This window comes from Streptomyces kurssanovii (assembly GCF_040677245.1).
Classification (GTDB): Bacteria; Actinomycetota; Actinomycetes; order Streptomycetales; family Streptomycetaceae; genus Streptomyces; species Streptomyces kurssanovii.
This window is the reverse complement of record NZ_JBFAQK010000012.1, coordinates 83,565-102,032: the sequence shown is the minus strand read 5'-3', so window position 1 is coordinate 102,032 and position 18,468 is coordinate 83,565. Positions and strand designations below refer to the sequence as shown.

The following is an 18,468-nucleotide window of genomic DNA, read 5'->3' as shown; positions in this document are numbered from 1 at the left end:
CGACCGGTGGTGACATTCGCGCAGGCGCAGGAGCGCGCCGAGGAGTGGGTCAACGGCGACGTGCCCGCGTACCAGCACCGTGAGGTGCGGGTCCGGGAGTTCGACCTCGGATTCGTCGTGTGGGCGGAGGACCGCGAGCAGGGGGCCCGTTCCGACGGCGGCCGCCAGCGGCTGGTGATCGCCAGGGACAGCGGTGAGGCGACGCTGTGGCCGGGTCTGCCGGTCGGTGAGGTGATCCGCCGGTACGAGGAGGAGTACGGGGGCACCCAGGACGCCTCCCAGACCGCGGCGCCGGAAGCGCCGCAGCGGATAGACCTGAACCAGACGTCCTTCCTGTTGAGCCCGCCCGAGTGGCTCCAGGACGCGGCGGACAGGATGGGTATCCCCGACCGGCGTTCGTCGTCGGACTCCCCGGCTCCGGCCGGGACTTCCGCGCCGGCCGGACCCGCGGCTCCCGCTGCCGCCGCCGCTTCCGTCTCCGGCGTGGACGAATCGCCTGCCCCCGCCGCCGCGTCGTCGGACGGCCCGGGTTCGATCGGGGGCAACGCGTCGCAGGCGACCGGCAGTTCGGCCGCCTCCTCGCTGTCCTCATCGCCCTCGTCCGCCTCCTCGTCCTCTTCTTCTTCCGCCGCTTCCGCGTCGTCCTCGGCGGGGTCCGGCTGGCCGGAGGCGGGTTCGTCGCCGGGCGCGGACGCGTCGCGGGGCGGATCCGCGTGGCCGAGCGCCGGGGCGGCGGACCACGAGCCGACGGCGTCCGACGGGGTGCCCGCCACGCCGTCCGGCGGCACCGGCTGGACGGACACCAGTTCCGCGGGTCCTGACGACGCGTCCGTGCCGCTGCCGGCCACCGTGTTCGCGCCGCCGGTCTCGCTGGACGACAGCAGCACACCGCCGCCCGTAGGGGCCGACGCGCCCACGGCGCTGATGTCGGGCGGCAGCCAGCTGCCGAGGACCGCGATCGTGCCGGGGCTGGGCGCGCAGCCGCAGTCGGAGCCGCCGCGGTCGCCGCAGCAGCAGCAGACGCCGCCGCCCGCCCCGGGCGCCGGTGCGGCCGACATCGCGGACGCGGCGACGAGCAAGGCCGTCCTACCGCCGCGCGGAGCGCGCGGCGGTACGGGGTCGACGACCCCGCCGCCGCCCGGCGCTCCCGGCACCCCCGGTGCCCGGCCGGGCACCGGCGCGACGCCGCCGCCGTCGGGTCCGGGCGCGCCCGGCGCCCCGGCGGGCGGCTACCTGCCCACCCAGCTCGTCTCGCAGCTCGGCCCCGAAGGTCCGCAGCCTCCCGGTCCGCCGGCGCCTCCTGGTTCGACGCCGCCGCCCGTCGGCGGGGTGCATCAGGCCGCGACGATGCTCGCCGGTCCCGCGCAGATGGGTCCGGGGGCTCCGCAGCCTCCCGGCCCGCCCGGTCCGCCGAGGCCGCCGGGTTCGACGCCGCCGCCTCCCGGTCCACCCGCGGCTCCCGGTTCGACGCCGCCTCCTGGTTCGACGCCGCCGCCCGGTGGCGGGGTGCATCACGCGGCGACGATGCTCGCCGGTCCCGCGCAGATGGGTCCGGGGGCTCCGCAGCCTCCCGGCCCGCCCGGCTCGCCGCCGCCCCCCGGTTCGACGCCGCCGCCCGGCGGTGGGGTGCATCACGCGGCGACGATGCTCGCCGGTCCCGCGCAGATGGGTCCGGGGGCCCCGCAGCCTCCCGGCCCGCCCGGCGCCCCCGGTCCGGTGCCGAACGCGCCGCAGCCTCCGATGGGCGGCGGCCGTCCGCCGTACGGCTACCCGCAGCAGCCCACCGGCGTGCCGACGGTCGGCCCCGGCTATCAGGCCGTCCTGCGCTACCGCGCGCCCGACGGGTCAGAGGCCCAGCTGATCCGCCGCTCCGCGCCGGGCACGCCGCACCCGGAGTGGCAGATCCTGCACGAGCTGCGCGCGATGAACGTGCCGCCGCAGCAGGTGCTGGAACTGCACACGGAGCTGGAGTCGTGCGAGCTGCCGGGTGCGTACTGTGCCCGGATGATCCGCGAGACATGGCCGCAGGCGCGGATCACGTCGATCGCCCCGTACGGCAGGGACCATGCCTCCCGTCAGCAGGGCATGCAGCAGCTGCTCGCCCACCAGGGCGAGTTGCACCAGGTCGCGGACGGGCCGGCCCGTCCGGCGCCGGTGCGTGCTCCGTTGCCGCAGGTGCCTCCGGCTCCGCCGATCCCGCCGGAGGGCGTGGCGCAGGAGCTGGCGGGCGCGTTCGGTCCGCAGGGTCTGTGCCGGTTCGACCAGCGGGCCGTGTCGCGTCAGGGTGTGCCGGAGGTCGTGGCGGCGACCCTGGTGTGGGCGGGTCTGCCGGGCGACTTCAACCCGTTCTTCTGGGCGCAGCCGGCCCAGCCGGTGGTGCCGACGCTGGCGGAGCTCGCCGCCCAGCGCCAGGTCCAGCCGGCGTCCGACGCCGGTTCGTACCTGGTGATCGGCAGCGACTTCGGCCGTGCGATCTGCGTCCAGTACGGCACGGCGCACATCGTGGCGGTGCCGGTGGAGTCGGGTCCGGGCGGTCAGCCCGTGGCGCCGCAGTTCGTGAACACGGGCCTGCCCGAGTTCGTGCGCTGCCTGGCACTGCTCGGCCGCATGTGGCGGCTGCGCTTCGGCCTCACCCCGGAGCAGGCGGGCCGCTGGACGGTCGACTTCCAGGCCCAACTGGCGGCCCTGGACCCGGCGGCGCTGTCGTCGCCGGAGAGCTGGTGGTCGGTACTCCTCGAGCAGATGTGGGACGGCCTGCTGTAGGCCGCGCCGCACGACATGCGGGTGCGCCCGGTCCGTGACCCACGGACCGGGCGCACTCGTTCGTGCGCTCGGGTCAGGAGTTCGTCGGCGCCCCCGCCAGGATCGTCGGTTCCAGGTCCTCGTAGCGGCGGCGCTGGACCGTCGCGTCGTTGTCGTAGAGGACGGTCGCGAGCCAGCCGGCGAGGAAGCCGAGCGGGATGGAGACCAGGCCGGCCGTCGTGTACGGGAACCAGTTGAAGTCCTGGTCGGGGAAGACGGACTGCGGGGATCCGGACACCAGGTTGCTCCCGCTCGTCAGGACGAGCGCGGAGACGGTTCCCACGATGAGCGTGGCGAGCAGCCCGGTACGGGTGTAGCGGCGCCAGAAGAGGGTGTAGACGAGCGCGGGCGCCACGGCGGACGCGCCGATGCAGAAGGAGAGGGTCAGCAGCGCCTGGAGGTTCAGGTGCCTGGCGCCGGCGGCGATCGCGATGGCGACGAGGCCGACGCCCGCCGCGGCGGACCTGGCGATGGCCATCTCGGCGCGGTCGGTGAGCCTGGAATCGCGCAGCCCGTGCGCGATCAGGTCGTGGGCCAGGGTGTTGGCGCAGGCCAGGGTGATTCCGGCGACCGAGGCGAGCAGCGTGAGGAAGATCGCGGTGGCCACGGCGGTGAACACGAGCGTCTCGACGGTGTTCGGGTCGGGGCCCATGACGGCCTGGGTGACCATCAGGAACGCGGTCTTGCCCTGCGGGTCCCCGGCGGCGAGCTCCTTGTGCCCGACGAGCGCGGCGGCGCCGAAGCCGATCACGGCGATCAGCAGGCAGGTGACGACGACGATCGACACGGCCCAGGACATGGAGCGCCGTACGGCCTTCGCGCTGCGGGCGGTGAACATGCGCATCGTGATGTGGGGCAGCACCGCCGCTCCGAGCACGACGGTCAGCTGGGTGCTGATCATGTCGATCTCGTCGTCGGCGAACTGGAGCCCCGGCGTGAGGTAGGCGTCCTTCAGTCCGCTGCCTTCCTTGGCGGCGTCGAGCAGCGCGGGCGCGCTGAAGTCGAAGCGGTCGAGGATCAGTACGGCGATGACGGTGGCCGCGCCGAGCAGCACGACGGTCTTGACGATCTGGATGAAGGCGGTGCCCTTCATACCGCCGATCGCCGCGTACGTGATCATCAGCAGGCCGAGGAACACGATCGCCCCGGTCTTGAACCCGTCGGCGTGGAAGCCGAGGACGACGGCGAGCAGGTCGCCCGCGCCCGCCAGCTGGAAGATGACCAGCGGCAGCAGCGCGGCGAGGGTCACGGCCGCCACGGTGATCCGCACGACGGGGCCCGGGGAGCGGCGGCCGAAGACGTCGCCCATCGTGAACCGGCCCGCGTTGCGCAGGGGTTCGGCGAGCAGGAACATCATCAGGACCAGCGACAGCACGGTGCTCAGGGTGAGCGTCATGCCGTCGTACCCGAGGAGCGCGATGATGCCGATGGTGCCGAGGACGGTTCCGGCGGAGATGTAGTCGCCCGCGATGGCGAGCCCGCTCTGCATGGGGGAGAGGGAGCGGTAGCCGGTGTAGAACTCGCCGAGGTCGTCCCGGTCGGGTCCGGTCATCACGCACAGCAGCAGCGTCACGGTGATGACGGCGATGAACGCCATGAGGGACATGGTCTGGGCCTCGGAGCTGAACCCGTTCATGCGCGCGCACCTCCCATCGGCCGCCGTCCGCCGTGCGGGGCCTGCCGCTCGGAGCGGTCGCCGACCGAGGCGACCAGCGGGTCGACGCGCGTGCGTGCGATCCGCTCGTAGACGGCGATCGCGGCGAGCGCCACGGGCAGTTGGACGAGTCCCAGCACCAGTCCGGTCGTGAGACCGCCGCTGACCTCGCCGGTCATCATCGAGGGGGCGTAGGCGGACAGGAGCAGGAAGAGGACGAAGTAGCCGAGGGCGGTGAACGTCGAGACGCGCCGCAGCCTGCGGTAGGCCGAACCGAGGCTTTGCAGTTCGCGGCTGTGCCCGTCGTCGGCCTGGGGGTGCTGTGCGCCCTGCGGCCTGTCCCAGGGCTGCGGTTCGAAGCCCCATGCCGGGTCCGCCGCCTCCTGGCGGTGCCGGCCGGGAGTGCGCGGCTGCGGCGGCGGATCAGGGAAGAGCTGGTGGTGGTACGACATCGTCTTGCTCCTTGCCGCCCAGAGGGTGGGCGGGTGGCGCTGGTGGTCCGCGTACGTTACTCACGGGTATGGCGATGGCGTAAGACCTTCCCGACCAACTGGTATGTCAGTTCGGTGACGATCCTGTGCAGGAGCGAACGGACCGGCGGTAACACCGGCCGAAAGATTCGCCCTTGCCCCGGATGGCCGGAAATCGCCCTGCGCCGTAACGGCGGGGCGCTCTACGCCGTGACCGCCACTCCGACGCGCACGCAAGGCCGGTGCCGGGCGTCGCGAACGCGAGAACGTGCGGCCGGCACGCCGGTCAGTCCGCGTCCGCTCGCACCGGGAACCGTTTGGGCGCCATGAGGACCAGGACCAGCAGCGCGGCCCCCGCCGCTGCCGCCGCCCCCAGGTAGACGTGGTCGACCGCCGCGTCCACCGCCCGCCGCAGGCCGTCGGCGGCGTCGGTCGTCAGCGTGGCCGGGTTCTCCAGGGCGTGGGACACCGAGTCGAGGCTGCCGCCGCCGAGGCGGGAGAGCAGGACCGCGTTGGCGACCGCGCCGAAGAGGGCAGCCCCCATGGACTGGCCGACCTGGCGGCAGAAGAGGACGGACGCGGTCGTGGTGCCGCGCTCCGACCAGCCGACGGTGGACTGCACGCCGACGATCAGGGGGAGCTGGAACAGGCCGAGGGCCGCGCCGAGCAGCAGCATGGCCAGTGCCGGCTGCCACGGTTCGCCGGGGAACGGCAGCAGCGGGAAGGACAGCAGGACGAGCATGGCCGCGGCGATGCCGATGATCGCCGTCAGCCGGAACCCGATGCGGTTGTAGACCCGGTCGGACAGGGCGGCGCTGACCGGCCAGCTCAGGGTCATCACCGACAGGACGAAGCCCGCGGCGATCGGGCCGAGGCCGAGCACGGACTGGGCGTAGGTGGGGAGGAAGACGGTCGGCGCGACCATCAGCAGGCCCAGCGCGCCGAGCGCCAGGTTGACCGCGGCGATGGTGCGGCGACGCCAGACCCAGCCCGGGATGATCGGTTCCGCCGCGCGGCGTTCGACGACGACGGTGACCGCGACGAGGACGGCGCCCCCACCGAACAGCGCCAGCGAGGGTGCGGAGAGCCAGGGCCACGCGGTGCCGCCCTGGACGAGGGCCGTGAGGAGCAGCGCGCCCGTCGCGAAGACGCACAGCGCTCCCGCCCAGTCGACGCGGGGACGGGCCGCCGGAGCGGGACGGGCCGGCTCCACGAAGTAGCGGGCGACGAGGAAGAGCGCGACCGCCCCGACCGGCAGATTGACCAGGAAGATCCAGCGCCAGTCCGCGTAACCGGCGAGCAGCCCGCCGACCGCGGGACCCGCCACCGCCGCCGTCGCCCAGACCGTCGACAGCCTGGCCTGGATCCTGGGGCGTTCCTTCAGCGGGTAGAGGTCGGCGGCGATGGTCTGCACCGTGCCCTGGAGCGCCCCGCCGCCGAGGCCCTGGACGACGCGGAAGGCGATGAGCGCGGCCATGTTCCAGGCGACGGCGCAGAGCAGGGAGCCCAGCAGGAACAGGACGATGCCGGCGATGAGGACGGGCTTGCGGCCGAAGGTGTCGGAGAGCTTGCCGTACACGGGAAGGGTGACGGTGACGGCGAGGAGGTAGCCGGAGAAGAGCCACGAGAAGACGGCGAAGCCGCCCAGGTCGCCGACGATCTGGGGCACGGCGGTCGAGACGACCGTCCCGTCGAGCGCGGCCAGCGCCATGCCCAGCATGAGCGCCGCGACGACTGGGGCCCGCCCGCGGGGTGCGGCCGCGCCCGCCTCGGCTCCGGACAGGCGTTCCGTGCGGCCGGTGCTCCCCATCGCTGCCCCAAGTCCTTTCCGCATGCATCTATTTCTGGGACACCTTCTCACTTGAGGCTGACGCAGGGGGAGGGTGCAGTCTCGTCGTACGCCGGGTCCACCCGTGGGTGGAGTCCCCCTAGGGGCTCCTCCTTACTTCTGCCGGGGGGACGTTCGTCCCGGCGGACGACGTGAAGGCCCGGTGCCGTTCCTTAACTTGTTCTTACGGCCGCAGCTGAGGCCCGCAGTCCGAGCGGTTCCGTCCGGGGGTGGGGAAAACCCCCGGACGAAGACTGCGCTGCGCACCAGCGCGCCGGACCGCTTCCGTCGGAAGACTCGACACATACCCGCGGCGACGCCGTTCGCCGGAACCAGACCGCAGATTTCCCCAGAGCTAGGAGACCTACCGTGACTACGGCTGTAACCACCCCCGCACCCGGGGAGACCGGAGGGCGCACGGCCGTCGCCGCACGGGGGCGGCAGGTCGTCAAGGCGTACGGCAGCGGGGAGACCCGGGTCGTCGCGCTCGATCACGTCGACGTGGACATCGCCCGCGGGCAGTTCACCGCCATCATGGGCCCGTCCGGCTCCGGCAAGTCGACCCTCATGCACTGCCTGGCCGGTCTCGACACCGTCACCTCGGGTCAGATCTTCCTCGACGACACCGAGATCACCGGCCTGAAGGACAAGAAGCTCACGCAGCTGCGCCGGGACCGGATCGGCTTCATCTTCCAGGCGTTCAACCTGCTGCCGACGCTGAACGCCCTGGAGAACATCACGCTCCCCATGGACATCGCCGGCCGTAGGCCGGACGCCGCCTGGCTGAACCGGGTCGTGGAGACGGTCGGACTGGGCGAGCGCCTCAAGCACCGGCCCACCCAGCTCTCCGGCGGCCAGCAGCAGCGCGTCGCCGTCGCCCGCGCCCTCGCCGCCCGGCCCGAGATCATCTTCGGCGACGAGCCCACCGGGAACCTGGACTCGCGGGCGGGCGCCGAAGTGCTCGGCTTCCTCCGCACGTCGGTCGACGAGCTGGGCCAGACCATCGTGATGGTCACTCACGACCCGGTCGCCGCCTCCTATGCGGACCGCGTCCTGTACCTCGCCGACGGCCGCATCGTCGACGAGATGCTCCGGCCGACCGCGGAAGCCGTCCTCGACCGCATGAAGGACTTCGACGCGCGCGGGCGGACGTCATGACCGTCTTCAAGACCTCGCTGCGCAACTTCTTCGCGCACAAGGGGCGCATGGCCCTCTCGGCCGTCGCGGTGCTGCTCTCGGTGGCCTTCGTGTCGGGCACGCTCGTGTTCACCGACACCATGAACACCACGTTCGACAAGCTCTTCGCCGTCTCCTCGGCGGACGTGACCGTCAGCCCCAAGGGCGCCGAGAACACCGAGGCCCCGGCGACCGGCAGGCCGGAGACGCTGCCCGCTTCCCTCGTCGACCAGGTCGGCAAGGTCGAGGGCGTGAAGTCCGCCGAGGGCGCCGTGTCCAGCCTGAGCGTCACCGTCGTCGACTCCGAGAACAAGAACATGGGCTCCACGACCGGCGCCCCGACGATCGCGGCCAACTGGACCAGCAACGACCTCAAGTCGATGGAGATCGCCTCGGGCCACGCCCCCCGCGGCCCCACCGAGGTCATGGTCGACGCCGACACGGCCGACAAGCACAAGCTGAAGCTGGGTGACGAGCTGCGGACCATCGCCGTCACCGGCGACTTCACCGCGAAGATCACCGGCATCGCCTCCTTCAAGGTCACCAACCCCGGTGCAGCCGTCGTCTTCTACGACACCGCCACCGCGCAGCGTGAACTCCTGGGCAAAGAGGGCCTGTTCACCAACGTCATGGTCGTCGCCGACGACGGCGTCAGCGACGAGGTGCTGAAGAAGAACCTGGCCTCCGCGCTGGAGCAGCCGTACAAGCTGGAGACCGCGAAGGAAGCGGCGGACGCCGGCCGTGAGGAGGTCGGCTCCTTCCTGGACGTGATGAAGTACGCGATGCTCGGCTTCGCCGGGATCGCCTTCCTCGTCGGCATCTTCCTGATCGTCAACACCTTTTCGATGCTCGTCGCCCAGCGCACCCGGGAGATCGGGCTGATGCGCGCCATCGGGTCGAGCCGCAAGCAGGTCAACCGCTCCGTGCTCATCGAGGCGCTGCTGCTGGGCCTGGTCGGCTCGGCCGCCGGTGTGGCCGCCGGCGTGGGGCTGGCCGTCGGGCTGATGAAGATGATGTCCGCGGTCGGCATGAACCTCTCCACCGACGACCTGACCGTGAAGTGGACGACCCCGGTGGTCGGCATGGTGCTCGGCATCGTCGTCACCGTCCTCGCCGCCTACATCCCGGCGCGCCGCGCCGGGAAGGTCTCGCCCATGGCGGCACTGCGCGACTCGGGCATGCCGGCCGACGGCAGGGCCGGATGGATCCGCGGCGGCATCGGTCTCGTCCTCACCGGCGCCGGCGCCGTGGCTCTGCTGGTCGCCACGCAGGCGGAGAAGGCGAGCGAGGGGTCGATGTTCCTCGGCCTCGGCGTGGTGCTCTCCCTGATCGGCTTCGTCGTGGTCGGCCCGCTCCTGGCGGGCGGTGTGGTGCGGGTGATCAGTGTCCTGGTGCTGCGGATGTTCGGCCCCGTCGGCCGGATGGCCGAGCGCAACGCGCTGCGCAACCCGCGCCGCACGGGAGCGACCGGCGCCGCCCTGATGATCGGCCTCGCCCTGGTGGCGTGCCTGTCGGTGGTCAGCTCCTCGATGGTGGCCTCCGCGACGGAGGAGCTCGACAAGTCGGTCGGCGCCGACTTCATCGTGCAGTCAGCGGGCAACGACGGCCGCCCGATCGTGCCGCAGGCTCAGGAGGCGCTGGAGAAGGCCCCGGGCATCGAGCACGTCACCGAGTACAAGGGTGTCGACGCGAAGATCACCGCCCCTGACGGCACGGCGGAGGACCTGCAACTGGTCGCCGCGGACCCGACGTACGCGGAGGACCTGCGCCGCGAGACGGTGGCGGGTGACCTCTCCGCCGCGTACGGCAAGGACGCGATGTCCGTCGGCAGCGACTACGCGGAGAAGCGTGGTGTGAAGGTCGGCGACACGATCAAGGTCGACTTCAAGAACGGCAGCCCCGCCGATCTGAAGGTCGCCGCGATCACCTCCGACGACACCAACGTCGACAAGGGCGCGATGTACCTGAACATCACGACCGCCGCGCAGTACGTCCCGGCCGAGAAGATGCCCGAGAACATGATCATGTTCGCCAAGGCGGTCGACGGCCAGGAGAAGGAGGCGTACACCGCGCTGAAGAAGTCCCTCGCCGAGTACCCGCAGTACAAGGTGCAGAACCAGACCGACTTCAAGCAGGACCTGAAGGACCAGATCGGGCAGCTGCTCAACATCGTCTACGGCCTGCTGGCGCTCGCGATCATCGTCGCGATCCTCGGTGTGGTGAACACCCTGGCCCTGTCGGTGGTCGAGCGGACCAGGGAGATCGGTCTGATGCGGGCCATCGGCCTCTCGCGCCGCCAGCTGCGCCGGATGATCCGCCTCGAGTCGGTCGTCATCGCCCTCTTCGGAGCGCTGCTCGGCCTCGGCCTGGGCATGGGCTGGGGCACCTCCGCCCAGCAGCTGCTGGCGCTGGAGGGACTGGGCGTCCTGGAGATCCCGTGGCCGACGATCATCACGGTCTTCGTGGGCTCGGCGTTCGTGGGCCTGTTCGCGGCCCTGGTGCCGGCCTTTCGGGCGGGCCGGATGAACGTCCTGAACGCGATCGCGACGGAGTAGCGGCCACGGGTGGGCCCGGTACGGGGGTCCGGTCCCACCCGCACTCCGAACGGCCCCGGGCGTCCGCCAAGGACGCCCGGGGCCGTCGCGCTGCCGGGGCCGTTCGGGTGCCGGGGCCGTCGCGCTGCCGGGGCCGTTCGGCTGCCGGGAGCGCCGGACGCCGGAGGGAAACCTTTCGCTCGCGCGAGTGACATCGGCAGGACGTAGTCTGGAGACCCCCGGCCCGTACGACGTGTCGGGCGCATCGCGTTGTCCACCCCCTTGCTCCCCCTGGACGGAACCCTTCATGAGCCTGCACGGTCTGCTGGACGCCGTCGTACGTGACCCGGCGCTCGCCGAAGCGGTCAAGGCGGCCGGCGACGGCCGCCGTACGCACGTGGACCTGGTGGGGCCGCCCGCGGCGCGCCCCTTCGCCGTGGCCGCCCTGGCCCGTGACGCCGGCCGCACCGTGCTGGCCGTCACCGCCACCGGCCGGGAGGCCGAGGACCTGGCCGCCGCCCTGCGGTCGCTGCTGCCGGGCGAGGGCGTCGTCGAGTACCCGGCGTGGGAGACGCTGCCGCACGAGCGGCTCTCGCCCCGCTCCGACACCGTCGGCCGCCGCCTCGCCGTGCTGCGCCGCCTGGCCCACCCGTCGTCCGACGACCCGGCGGCAGGACCCGTGCAGGTCGTGGTCGCACCCGTACGGTCCGTGCTCCAGCCACAGGTCAAGGGACTGGGCGACCTCGAGCCCGTGGCATTGCGCACAGGGCAGCAGGCCGATCTGAACGAGGTCGTGGAAGGGCTCGCGGCGGCCGCCTACTCGCGGGTGGAACTGGTCGAGAAGCGCGGTGAGTTCGCCGTGCGCGGCGGCATCCTGGACGTCTTCCCGCCGACCGAGGAACACCCCCTTCGGGTGGAGTTCTGGGGCGACGACGTCGAGGAGATCCGTTACTTCAAGGTGGCCGACCAGCGCTCCCTGGAGGTCGCGGAGCACGGACTGTGGGCCCCGCCCTGCCGCGAGCTGCTGCTGACCGCCGAGGTGCGGCGGCGGGCCGCCGCCCTCGCGGAGGCCCACCCCGAGCTGGGCGAACTGCTCGGGAAGATCGCCGAGGGCATCGCCGTGGAGGGCATGGAATCCCTCGCGCCGGTCCTCGTCGACGACATGGAGCTGCTGCTGGACGTGCTGCCGCAGGGCTCGATGGCCGTCGTGTGCGACCCGGAGCGGGTGCGGACACGAGCCGCTGACCTGGTGGCGACGTCGCAGGAGTTCCTCCAGGCGTCCTGGGCCGCCACCGCGGGCGGCGGCGAGGCCCCGATCGACGTCGGCGCGGCCTCGCTGTGGGGCATCGCGGACGTGCGGGACCGGGCGCGCGAGCTGGGGATGATGTGGTGGTCCGTGTCCCCGTTCGCGGCGGACGCCTCCGACCAGGAGGACGACACCGTCAAGCTCGGCATGCACGCCCCGGACGCGTACCGCGGTGACACCGCCCGCGCCCTCGCCGACACCAAGGGCTGGCTCGCCGACGGCTGGCGCACCGTGTTCGTGACCGAGGCGCACGGCCCCGCCTCCCGCACGGTGGAGGTGCTGGGCGGCGAGGGCATCGCGGCACGGCTGGACGGCGACCTGGCCGAGATCACACCGTCGGTCGTCCACGTCGCCTGCGGTTCCATCGACTACGGCTTCGTCGACCCGGGACTCAAGCTCGCGGTCCTCACCGAGACCGACCTGACCGGCCAGAAGGCGGCCGGCAAGGACGGCCAGCGGATGCCGACCAGACGCCGCAAGACGATCGACCCGCTGACTCTCGAGGCCGGCGACTACATCGTCCACGAGCAGCACGGCGTGGGCCGCTACCTGGAGATGGTGCAGCGCACGGTCCAGGGCGCGACCCGGGAGTACCTGCTCGTCGAGTACGCCCCCGCCAAGCGCGGCCAGCCCGGCGACCGCCTCTATATCCCCACCGACCAACTGGAGCAGGTCACCAAGTACGTGGGTGGTGAGGCCCCGACGCTGCACCGGCTCGGCGGCGCGGACTGGACGAAGACCAAGGCGCGCGCGAAGAAGGCGGTCAAGGAGATTGCCGCGGACCTGATCAAGCTGTACTCGGCGCGGATGGCCGCCCCCGGCCACGCCTTCGGCCCGGACACGCCGTGGCAGCGGGAGCTGGAGGACGCCTTCCCCTACGTGGAGACCCCCGACCAGCTCTCCACGATCGCCGAGGTCAAGGAGGACATGGAGAAGACGGTCCCGATGGACCGGCTGATCTGCGGCGACGTCGGCTACGGCAAGACGGAGATCGCGGTCAGGGCGGCCTTCAAGGCGGTCCAGGACGGCAAGCAGGTCGCCGTCCTCGTCCCCACGACCCTCCTCGTCCAGCAGCACTTCGGCACCTTCTCCGAGCGGTACTCCCAGTTCCCCGTGGTCACCCGGGCGTTGTCGCGTTTTCAGTCGGACGCCGACGCGAAGGCGACGCTCGAAGGGCTGAGGGACGGCTCGGTCGACATCGTGATCGGCACGCACCGCCTCTTCTCCTCCGAGACCAAGTTCAAGGACCTGGGCCTCGTCATCGTCGACGAGGAGCAGCGCTTCGGTGTCGAGCACAAGGAGCAGCTGAAGAAGCTGCGGGCCGACGTGGACGTCCTGACCATGTCCGCCACCCCCATCCCCCGGACGCTGGAGATGGCGGTGACCGGCATCCGCGAGATGTCGACGATCACCACCCCGCCGGAGGAGCGGCACCCGGTGCTCACCTTCGTCGGCCCGTACGAGGAGAAGCAGATCGGCGCCGCCGTGCGGCGTGAACTGCTGCGCGAGGGCCAGGTCTTCTACATCCACAACCGCGTCGAGTCGATCGACCGGGCCGCGGCCCGGCTGCGCGAGATCGTCCCAGAGGCGCGCATCGCCACCGCGCACGGTCAGATGTCGGAGTCGGCGCTGGAGCAGGTCGTCGTGGACTTCTGGGAGAAGAAGTTCGACGTGCTGGTCTCCACGACGATCGTCGAGTCCGGTATCGACATCGCCAACGCCAACACCCTCATCGTGGAGCGCGGCGACAACTTCGGCCTCTCGCAGCTGCACCAGCTGCGCGGCCGTGTCGGCCGGAGCCGGGAGCGGGGGTACGCCTACTTCCTCTACCCGCCGGAGAAGCCGCTCACGGAGACCGCGCACGAGCGTCTCGCCACGATCGCCCAGCACACCGAGATGGGCGCCGGCATGTACGTCGCGATGAAGGACCTCGAGATCCGCGGCGCGGGCAACCTGCTCGGCGGCGAACAGTCCGGCCACATCGCGGGCGTCGGCTTCGACCTGTACGTCCGCATGGTCGGCGAGGCGGTCGCCGACTACCGCGCCTCGCTGGAGGGCGGCGTGGAGGAGGAGCCCCCGCTCGAGGTGAAGATCGAGCTGCCCGTCGACGCGCACGTCCCGCACGACTACGCCCCCGGCGAGCGGCTGCGGCTCCAGGCGTACCGGGCGATCGCCTCCGCCACCACGGAGGAGGACATCAAGGCGGTCCGCGAGGAACTCACCGACCGCTACGGCAAGCTGCCGGAGCCCGTGGAGAACCTCCTGCTGGTCGCCGGTCTGCGGATGCTCGCCCGTGCGTGCGGCGTCGGCGAGATCGTGCTCCAGGGCTCCAACATCCGCTTCGCGCCGGTGGAGTTGCGCGAGTCCCAGGAACTGCGCCTCAAGCGGCTCCATCCGCGCACGGTCATCAAGCCGGCCGTCCACCAGATCCTGGTGCCGCGGCCGACGACCGGCAAGATCGGCGGCAAGCCGGTGGTGGGCCGCGAACTGCTGGCGTGGACGGGCGAGTTCCTGACGACGATCCTCGGCTCGTAGCGGACACGGCACCGGCCCTGCCCGGGACATGGCACCGGCCCTGCCCGGGACACGGCACCGGCCCTGCCCGGGACACGGCACCGGCCCTGCCCGGGACACGGCACCGGCCCTGCCCGGGACACGGCACCGGCCGTGCCCGGGCGGGGCACGGCCGGCCGGTGGACCGCGGTCAGAACTCGTCGAGGTCCAGCGCCTGCGCCATCGCGCGGTACCCCGCGTCGCCCGGGTGCAGATGGTCGCCCGAGTCGTAGGCGGGGAGGATGCGGTCCGGGTCGGCGGGGTCGGCGAGCGCGTGGTCGAAGTCCACCACGGCGTCGTACTCGCCGGACGTACGGAGCCAGTGGTTGAACGCCTCGCGCTTGGCCTCGTTGACCGGGGTGTAGTACGAGGATCCCTTGACCGGCGTCAGCGTCGCGCCGATCACCTTGATGCCCTTGGCGTGCGCCTGGCGGATCAGTGAGCGGTGCCCCTCGATCAGCCGGTCGACCGACACCTCGGGGGTCGGCCCGCCGGGGAAGCCCTCCCAGTCGCTGCCCCCGATGTCGTTGATGCCCTCGAGGACGACGACCGTGCCCACGTTCGGCTCGCTCAGCGCGTCGAGCTTGAAACGGGTGACGCCCTTCTCGCCGGCCCAGACCGTGTCGTTGGTGACCTGGTTGCCGCCGATGCCGTGGTTGAGCACGCCGCGTGGCTCGCCGGCGGCCGTGAAGCGCTCGGCCAGCTCGTCCGGGTAGCGGTTGTCGGCGTCGAGGCCGGAACCGACGCCGTCGGTGATGGAGTCGCCGAAGGTGACGACGGCGTCGTCGTGGGCGGCGGCCCCACCGCTCACCTCGACGCCGGAGAGGAAGTACCAGGAGTCGCTGGTCTCCTTGAACGCCGCTCCACTCCGGTCGTAGCGGTGGTCCCCGTCCGCCCGGTAGCTGGTGGCGGAGGCGAAGGAGTGGAAGGTGGCCGGTCCGGTCGGCTCCGCCAGGTAGAGGGTGACGGTCACCGACTCCAGCGCCGCGACCGTGAGCGGCACGCCGTCGCTGTGGACCGTACCGCCGGCCGGGATCGTCACGGATCCACCCTTGCCGAAGGTCAGCCTGCGGACCGAGCCGGGCTCGACAGTGGCGCCTTCGCCGGTGCGGGCGACCGTCGCGCCGGTGATCCGCAGCGGGGTCTTCCCGTAGCGGTTCGTCAGCTCGATGCGGGCCTTGGTGCCGCCGGTGCTCACCCGGACGACCTGCCGGACCGTGTGGTCGGAGAAGCCCTGCTCCGACCAGTTGGGAGCGAACGGCGCGGTCGGCGGCTGTGGAGAGGCCGCCCAGCCGCCGTGCCAGGCGCGGCTGCCGCTCTCCGCTGCCGCGGCGGCGGTGCCGGCACCGCCTTGTGTGCCGACGACCGGAAGAACGACCAGGGTCGTCGCTGCCAGCAGCGCGATGCCGCTGCGCCGTAAGGAGTTCGTCGGTTGTGTCATACGGCCTGTCATGTGTCCCCGCCCCTTGTCCCGTTCCGATGCGTGATGTGATGAAAGCGCGCTCACGCAGGCTTCAAGCCGTGATCGACTTCCGCTATTCCCCGGGCGGTCGACCGACACGGACCGGGTCACGGCCACGAGGGCAGAAGTCGCCGGGTACCGGATCGCCGTGATCGGCCGGGGCCGGCCGCCCCTCGCGGGGGCACCCTGACTGTCGGCAGGACGCGGGAGCGGCAGTACCGTACGGACGGTGAACAGACACCGAGTGGTCGGGCGAGGGACGACGGTACTGCTCGCGGCACTGCTCCTCACCGGCTGCGACGGCATCGGGATCGACGGAGGCGGCGCCGAGGGCGGCGGGGGCCCGTCGCGGGGCGGACCGGCGACCGGCGGCACCAGCCCGCTCGCCAACCCGCGCGGCACGGAGCCGGGCCTCGGCGCCCTCCTCTCCGAGGAGGAGCGGGCAGCCGCCCGCGAGCTGATCGGCGAGGTGACCACCAAGGGCCGCGGCCCGAAGACCGGTTACGACCGCGACGAGTACGGCTACGCCTGGATGGACACGGCCGACGGGGTGCCGCTCGCGAGGAACGGGTGCGACACCAGGAACGACCTCCTTGCCCGCGACGGGAAGGAACTGGCCTTCCGCGACGGCTCCGACTGCGTCGTCGTGGCGATGACCATCCACGACCCGTACACCGGCAGGACCATCGAGTGGCGCAAGCAGGACGCCGCCGAGGTGCAGATAGACCATGTCGTTCCGCTGTCGTACAGCTGGCAGATGGGCGCGGCCCGCTGGGACGAGGCCAAGCGGCGCCGACTGGCCAACGACCCGCTGAACCTGCTGCCCGTAGAAGGCCGCGCCAACAGCGCCAAGAGCGACTCGGGCCCCGCCTCCTGGCTGCCGCCCAGCAAGCCCGTCCGCTGCTCGTACGCGGTGCGCTTCGCGCAGGTCGCGGTGAAGTACGAGCTGCCGGTGACCGGCGCGGACAAGCGGATCATGCTCGCCCAGTGCGGCGGATGACCCCGGCGGCTCCGGGGCGGTGGCCGGGCGGAACGGCGGCGTTCGTTTAACCGCTGGGGGCACGGCGCGGGCGTCGTTAGCCTGGCGCCATGGATCTTGAGATCACGACACTGGTCGAGCGGCCGGAACTGCAGGGCCCCATGTGGCAGATGATCGACACCTGGGCGGAGTTCATCGTCAACGACCCGGTCGGCTGGGCCTACATCGGGCGCATCGTCGGCGAACTGCCCGAGTACGTGCTCGTCGCGACGGACGCGGAAGGCGAGGTCGTCGGGCGGGCGTTCAGCGTGCCGGTGGCCATGGACGTCGACGGGCGCGGGGAGTTGCCGCCGGGCGGCTGGGACCAGGTGATGCTCTGGGCCTTCTCCGACCTGCGGCACGGCCGGAAGCCGGACACGATGAGCGCCATCGAGATCACGGTCGCCAAGGAGAGGCAGGGCCAGGGCATATCCGGCCTGCTCCTCGCGGCGATGCGGGACAACGCGCGCCGACGGGGCTTCGGCGAGCTGATCGCGCCGGTGCGGCCGAGCGCCAAGAGCGCCGAGCCGTCGGCACCGATGAGCGAGTACGCGTACCGCACCCGCGAGGCGGACGGGCTGCCGCACGACCCGTGGCTGCGCGTCCACGTCCGGGCCGGCGGCGTCATCGAGAAGGTGGCCCCGACGTCGATGACGGTCACCGGATCGCTGGAGCAGTGGCGCAGGTGGACGGGGCTCCCGTTCGACACCACGGGCCAGGTCGAGGTCCCGGGCGCGCTGGTGCCCGTGCACTGCGAGGCGGAACGGGGTTACGCGGTGTACGTCGAGCCGAACGTGTGGGTACGCCACCAGGTGTGACGCGCAGGCGGCCGTGCGAGCGGGGCGGTCCGGCCGGACGGCCCCGCTCGCACGGTCATGACGAGGCCACGACGTACGGGGCCTCGAACACCGAGTTGTCGATGACGACGTCCGTCCGCGACAGCGGGTCGGCCTCGTCCAGATAGAGGCGCTCCGCCACCAGGTACCGGTTCCGGTGGATCGACTCCGCTTCGGAGCCGGCCCAGTCCTGGTCGCGTTCGCCGCCACGGCGCACGGACAGTTCCTCGTCCACGTGCAGCCAGATGCGGAAGTCCCAGTAGTCGTCGATCTCGGGCCGGAAGGCGAAGACGCCGTCCACCATAAGGATCGAGTCGGGTGCCAGGGGCGCCCGCTCGCCGGAGTGGTCGATCTGCGTCAGCGGATCGATGCCGCACAGCGCGCAGGACGCCGCGTCCGGCGACCGGCAGGGGTCGAGCAGCAGCCGCCGTGCCGACGCGTAGTCGTAGGCGTTGCGGTAGTAACCCTCGCCCGATTCCCGGTCGTACAGATGGCGGTCCCGCCACGGGTTCTTGAAGTCGTCGAGCGTCGCACGGAGTACGGGGCGGCCGGAGGCGGCGACGAACTCGGCCAGTTCATGACCGAAGCTCGTCTTCCCCGCGGCGGTCAGGCCGTCGATGCCGACAAGGAGGCGGCCGTCCCCCAGGGCGAGTATGCGCTTCGCGGTCTCCGCGACGAGCGCGCCGCGTTGGGCCGAGGCCGGTGCGGGGCAGTCCTGCCGCCAGGTCGAGGGGGAATGGTGGACGTCCGCTCTACGAGATCCCATGAGAGGAACGTACCGGGGAGCCCCGTGGGCCGGACGGCGGAAGCCGGGGGCGGCCCGCCTCTT

11 protein-coding genes are annotated in these 18,468 nt (G+C 72.0%); 6 read left to right on the top strand and 5 right to left on the bottom strand.

Going from position 1 to position 18,468, the window contains the following annotated elements:
- The first annotated feature begins 6 nt into the window (after positions 1-6).
- A complete protein-coding gene (locus tag AB0K36_RS12090) occupies positions 7-2,763 on the top strand; it encodes an SUKH-4 family immunity protein (RefSeq protein WP_364591937.1) in 2,757 nt (918 codons plus the stop codon).
- Between the two features lie 73 nt (positions 2,764-2,836).
- Here AB0K36_RS12090 and AB0K36_RS12085 read toward each other — a convergent pair whose 3' ends face one another.
- The 3 genes from AB0K36_RS12085 to AB0K36_RS12075 form a co-directional block, all read right to left on the bottom strand.
- Entirely contained in the window at positions 2,837-4,438 is a 1,602-nt protein-coding gene (locus AB0K36_RS12085; protein ID WP_364591934.1) for a sodium/solute symporter, read from the bottom strand.
- On the bottom strand, positions 4,435-4,908 hold the full coding sequence (locus AB0K36_RS12080) for a DUF485 domain-containing protein (RefSeq protein WP_364591931.1): 474 nt from the start codon (positions 4,906-4,908) through the stop codon (positions 4,435-4,437). The genes AB0K36_RS12085 and AB0K36_RS12080 overlap by 4 nt, the downstream gene beginning before the upstream one ends.
- A gap of 304 nt (positions 4,909-5,212) precedes the next feature.
- Positions 5,213-6,736: an MFS transporter gene (locus AB0K36_RS12075; protein WP_364591928.1), complete on the bottom strand. Its 1,524-nt coding sequence runs from the start codon at positions 6,734-6,736 to the stop codon at positions 5,213-5,215.
- A gap of 387 nt (positions 6,737-7,123) precedes the next feature.
- On the opposite strand from AB0K36_RS12075, the gene AB0K36_RS12070 reads away from it, so the two are divergent.
- The 3 genes from AB0K36_RS12070 to mfd all read left to right on the top strand — a co-directional run bounded on the left by AB0K36_RS12070 (position 7,124) and on the right by mfd (position 14,305).
- The gene (locus tag AB0K36_RS12070) at positions 7,124-7,912 is read left to right on the top strand and encodes an ABC transporter ATP-binding protein (RefSeq protein ID WP_364591925.1); all 789 of its coding nucleotides are present in this window, start codon (positions 7,124-7,126) and stop codon (positions 7,910-7,912) included.
- Positions 7,909-10,485 carry an ABC transporter permease gene (locus AB0K36_RS12065; RefSeq protein WP_364591922.1) on the top strand — a complete coding sequence of 859 codons (2,577 nt, stop codon included), beginning with the start codon at positions 7,909-7,911 and terminating at the stop codon, positions 10,483-10,485. Before AB0K36_RS12070 ends, AB0K36_RS12065 begins: the two co-directional genes overlap by 4 nt.
- A gap of 286 nt (positions 10,486-10,771) precedes the next feature.
- A complete protein-coding gene (gene mfd / locus AB0K36_RS12060; RefSeq protein WP_364591919.1) occupies positions 10,772-14,305 on the top strand; it encodes a transcription-repair coupling factor in 3,534 nt (1,177 codons plus the stop codon).
- A gap of 169 nt (positions 14,306-14,474) precedes the next feature.
- On the opposite strand, the gene AB0K36_RS12055 is transcribed toward mfd, so the two are convergent.
- Positions 14,475-15,764, bottom strand: a complete 1,290-nt coding sequence (locus AB0K36_RS12055) for an SGNH/GDSL hydrolase family protein (RefSeq protein ID WP_364591916.1) — start codon at positions 15,762-15,764, stop codon at positions 14,475-14,477.
- 250 nt (positions 15,765-16,014) lie between these two features.
- Here AB0K36_RS12055 and AB0K36_RS12050 point away from each other — a divergent pair, with 250 nt between their 5' ends.
- Positions 16,015-16,785 (top strand): HNH endonuclease family protein, encoded by a 771-nt coding sequence (locus tag AB0K36_RS12050; RefSeq protein WP_364591913.1) that lies wholly within the window; start codon positions 16,015-16,017, stop codon positions 16,783-16,785.
- Between the two features lie 89 nt (positions 16,786-16,874).
- Positions 16,875-17,621 (top strand): N-acetyltransferase, encoded by a 747-nt coding sequence (locus AB0K36_RS12045; RefSeq protein ID WP_364591910.1) that lies wholly within the window; start codon positions 16,875-16,877, stop codon positions 17,619-17,621.
- A 55-nt stretch (positions 17,622-17,676) separates the two neighbouring features.
- Here the strand turns inward: AB0K36_RS12045 and AB0K36_RS12040 are convergent, their stop codons facing one another.
- Positions 17,677-18,405 carry a nucleoside/nucleotide kinase family protein gene (locus AB0K36_RS12040; RefSeq protein ID WP_364591907.1) on the bottom strand — a complete coding sequence of 243 codons (729 nt, stop codon included), beginning with the start codon at positions 18,403-18,405 and terminating at the stop codon, positions 17,677-17,679.
- Between the last annotated feature and the right edge of the window lie 63 nt (positions 18,406-18,468).

Coding starts and splice junctions, on each gene's coding strand:
- AB0K36_RS12085 (WP_364591934.1), bottom strand. CDS start 4,438: ATGAACGGGTTCAGCTCCGAGGCCCAGACCATGTCCCTCATGGCGTTC.
- AB0K36_RS12080 (WP_364591931.1), bottom strand. CDS start 4,908: ATGTCGTACCACCACCAGCTCTTCCCTGATCCGCCGCCGCAGCCGCGC.
- AB0K36_RS12075 (WP_364591928.1), bottom strand. CDS start 6,736: ATGGGGAGCACCGGCCGCACGGAACGCCTGTCCGGAGCCGAGGCGGGC.
- AB0K36_RS12065 (WP_364591922.1), top strand. CDS start 7,909: ATGACCGTCTTCAAGACCTCGCTGCGCAACTTCTTCGCGCACAAGGGG.
- mfd (WP_364591919.1), top strand. CDS start 10,772: ATGAGCCTGCACGGTCTGCTGGACGCCGTCGTACGTGACCCGGCGCTC.
- AB0K36_RS12055 (WP_364591916.1), bottom strand. CDS start 15,764: ATGACACAACCGACGAACTCCTTACGGCGCAGCGGCATCGCGCTGCTG.
- AB0K36_RS12045 (WP_364591910.1), top strand. CDS start 16,875: ATGGATCTTGAGATCACGACACTGGTCGAGCGGCCGGAACTGCAGGGC.
- AB0K36_RS12040 (WP_364591907.1), bottom strand. CDS start 18,405: ATGGGATCTCGTAGAGCGGACGTCCACCATTCCCCCTCGACCTGGCGG.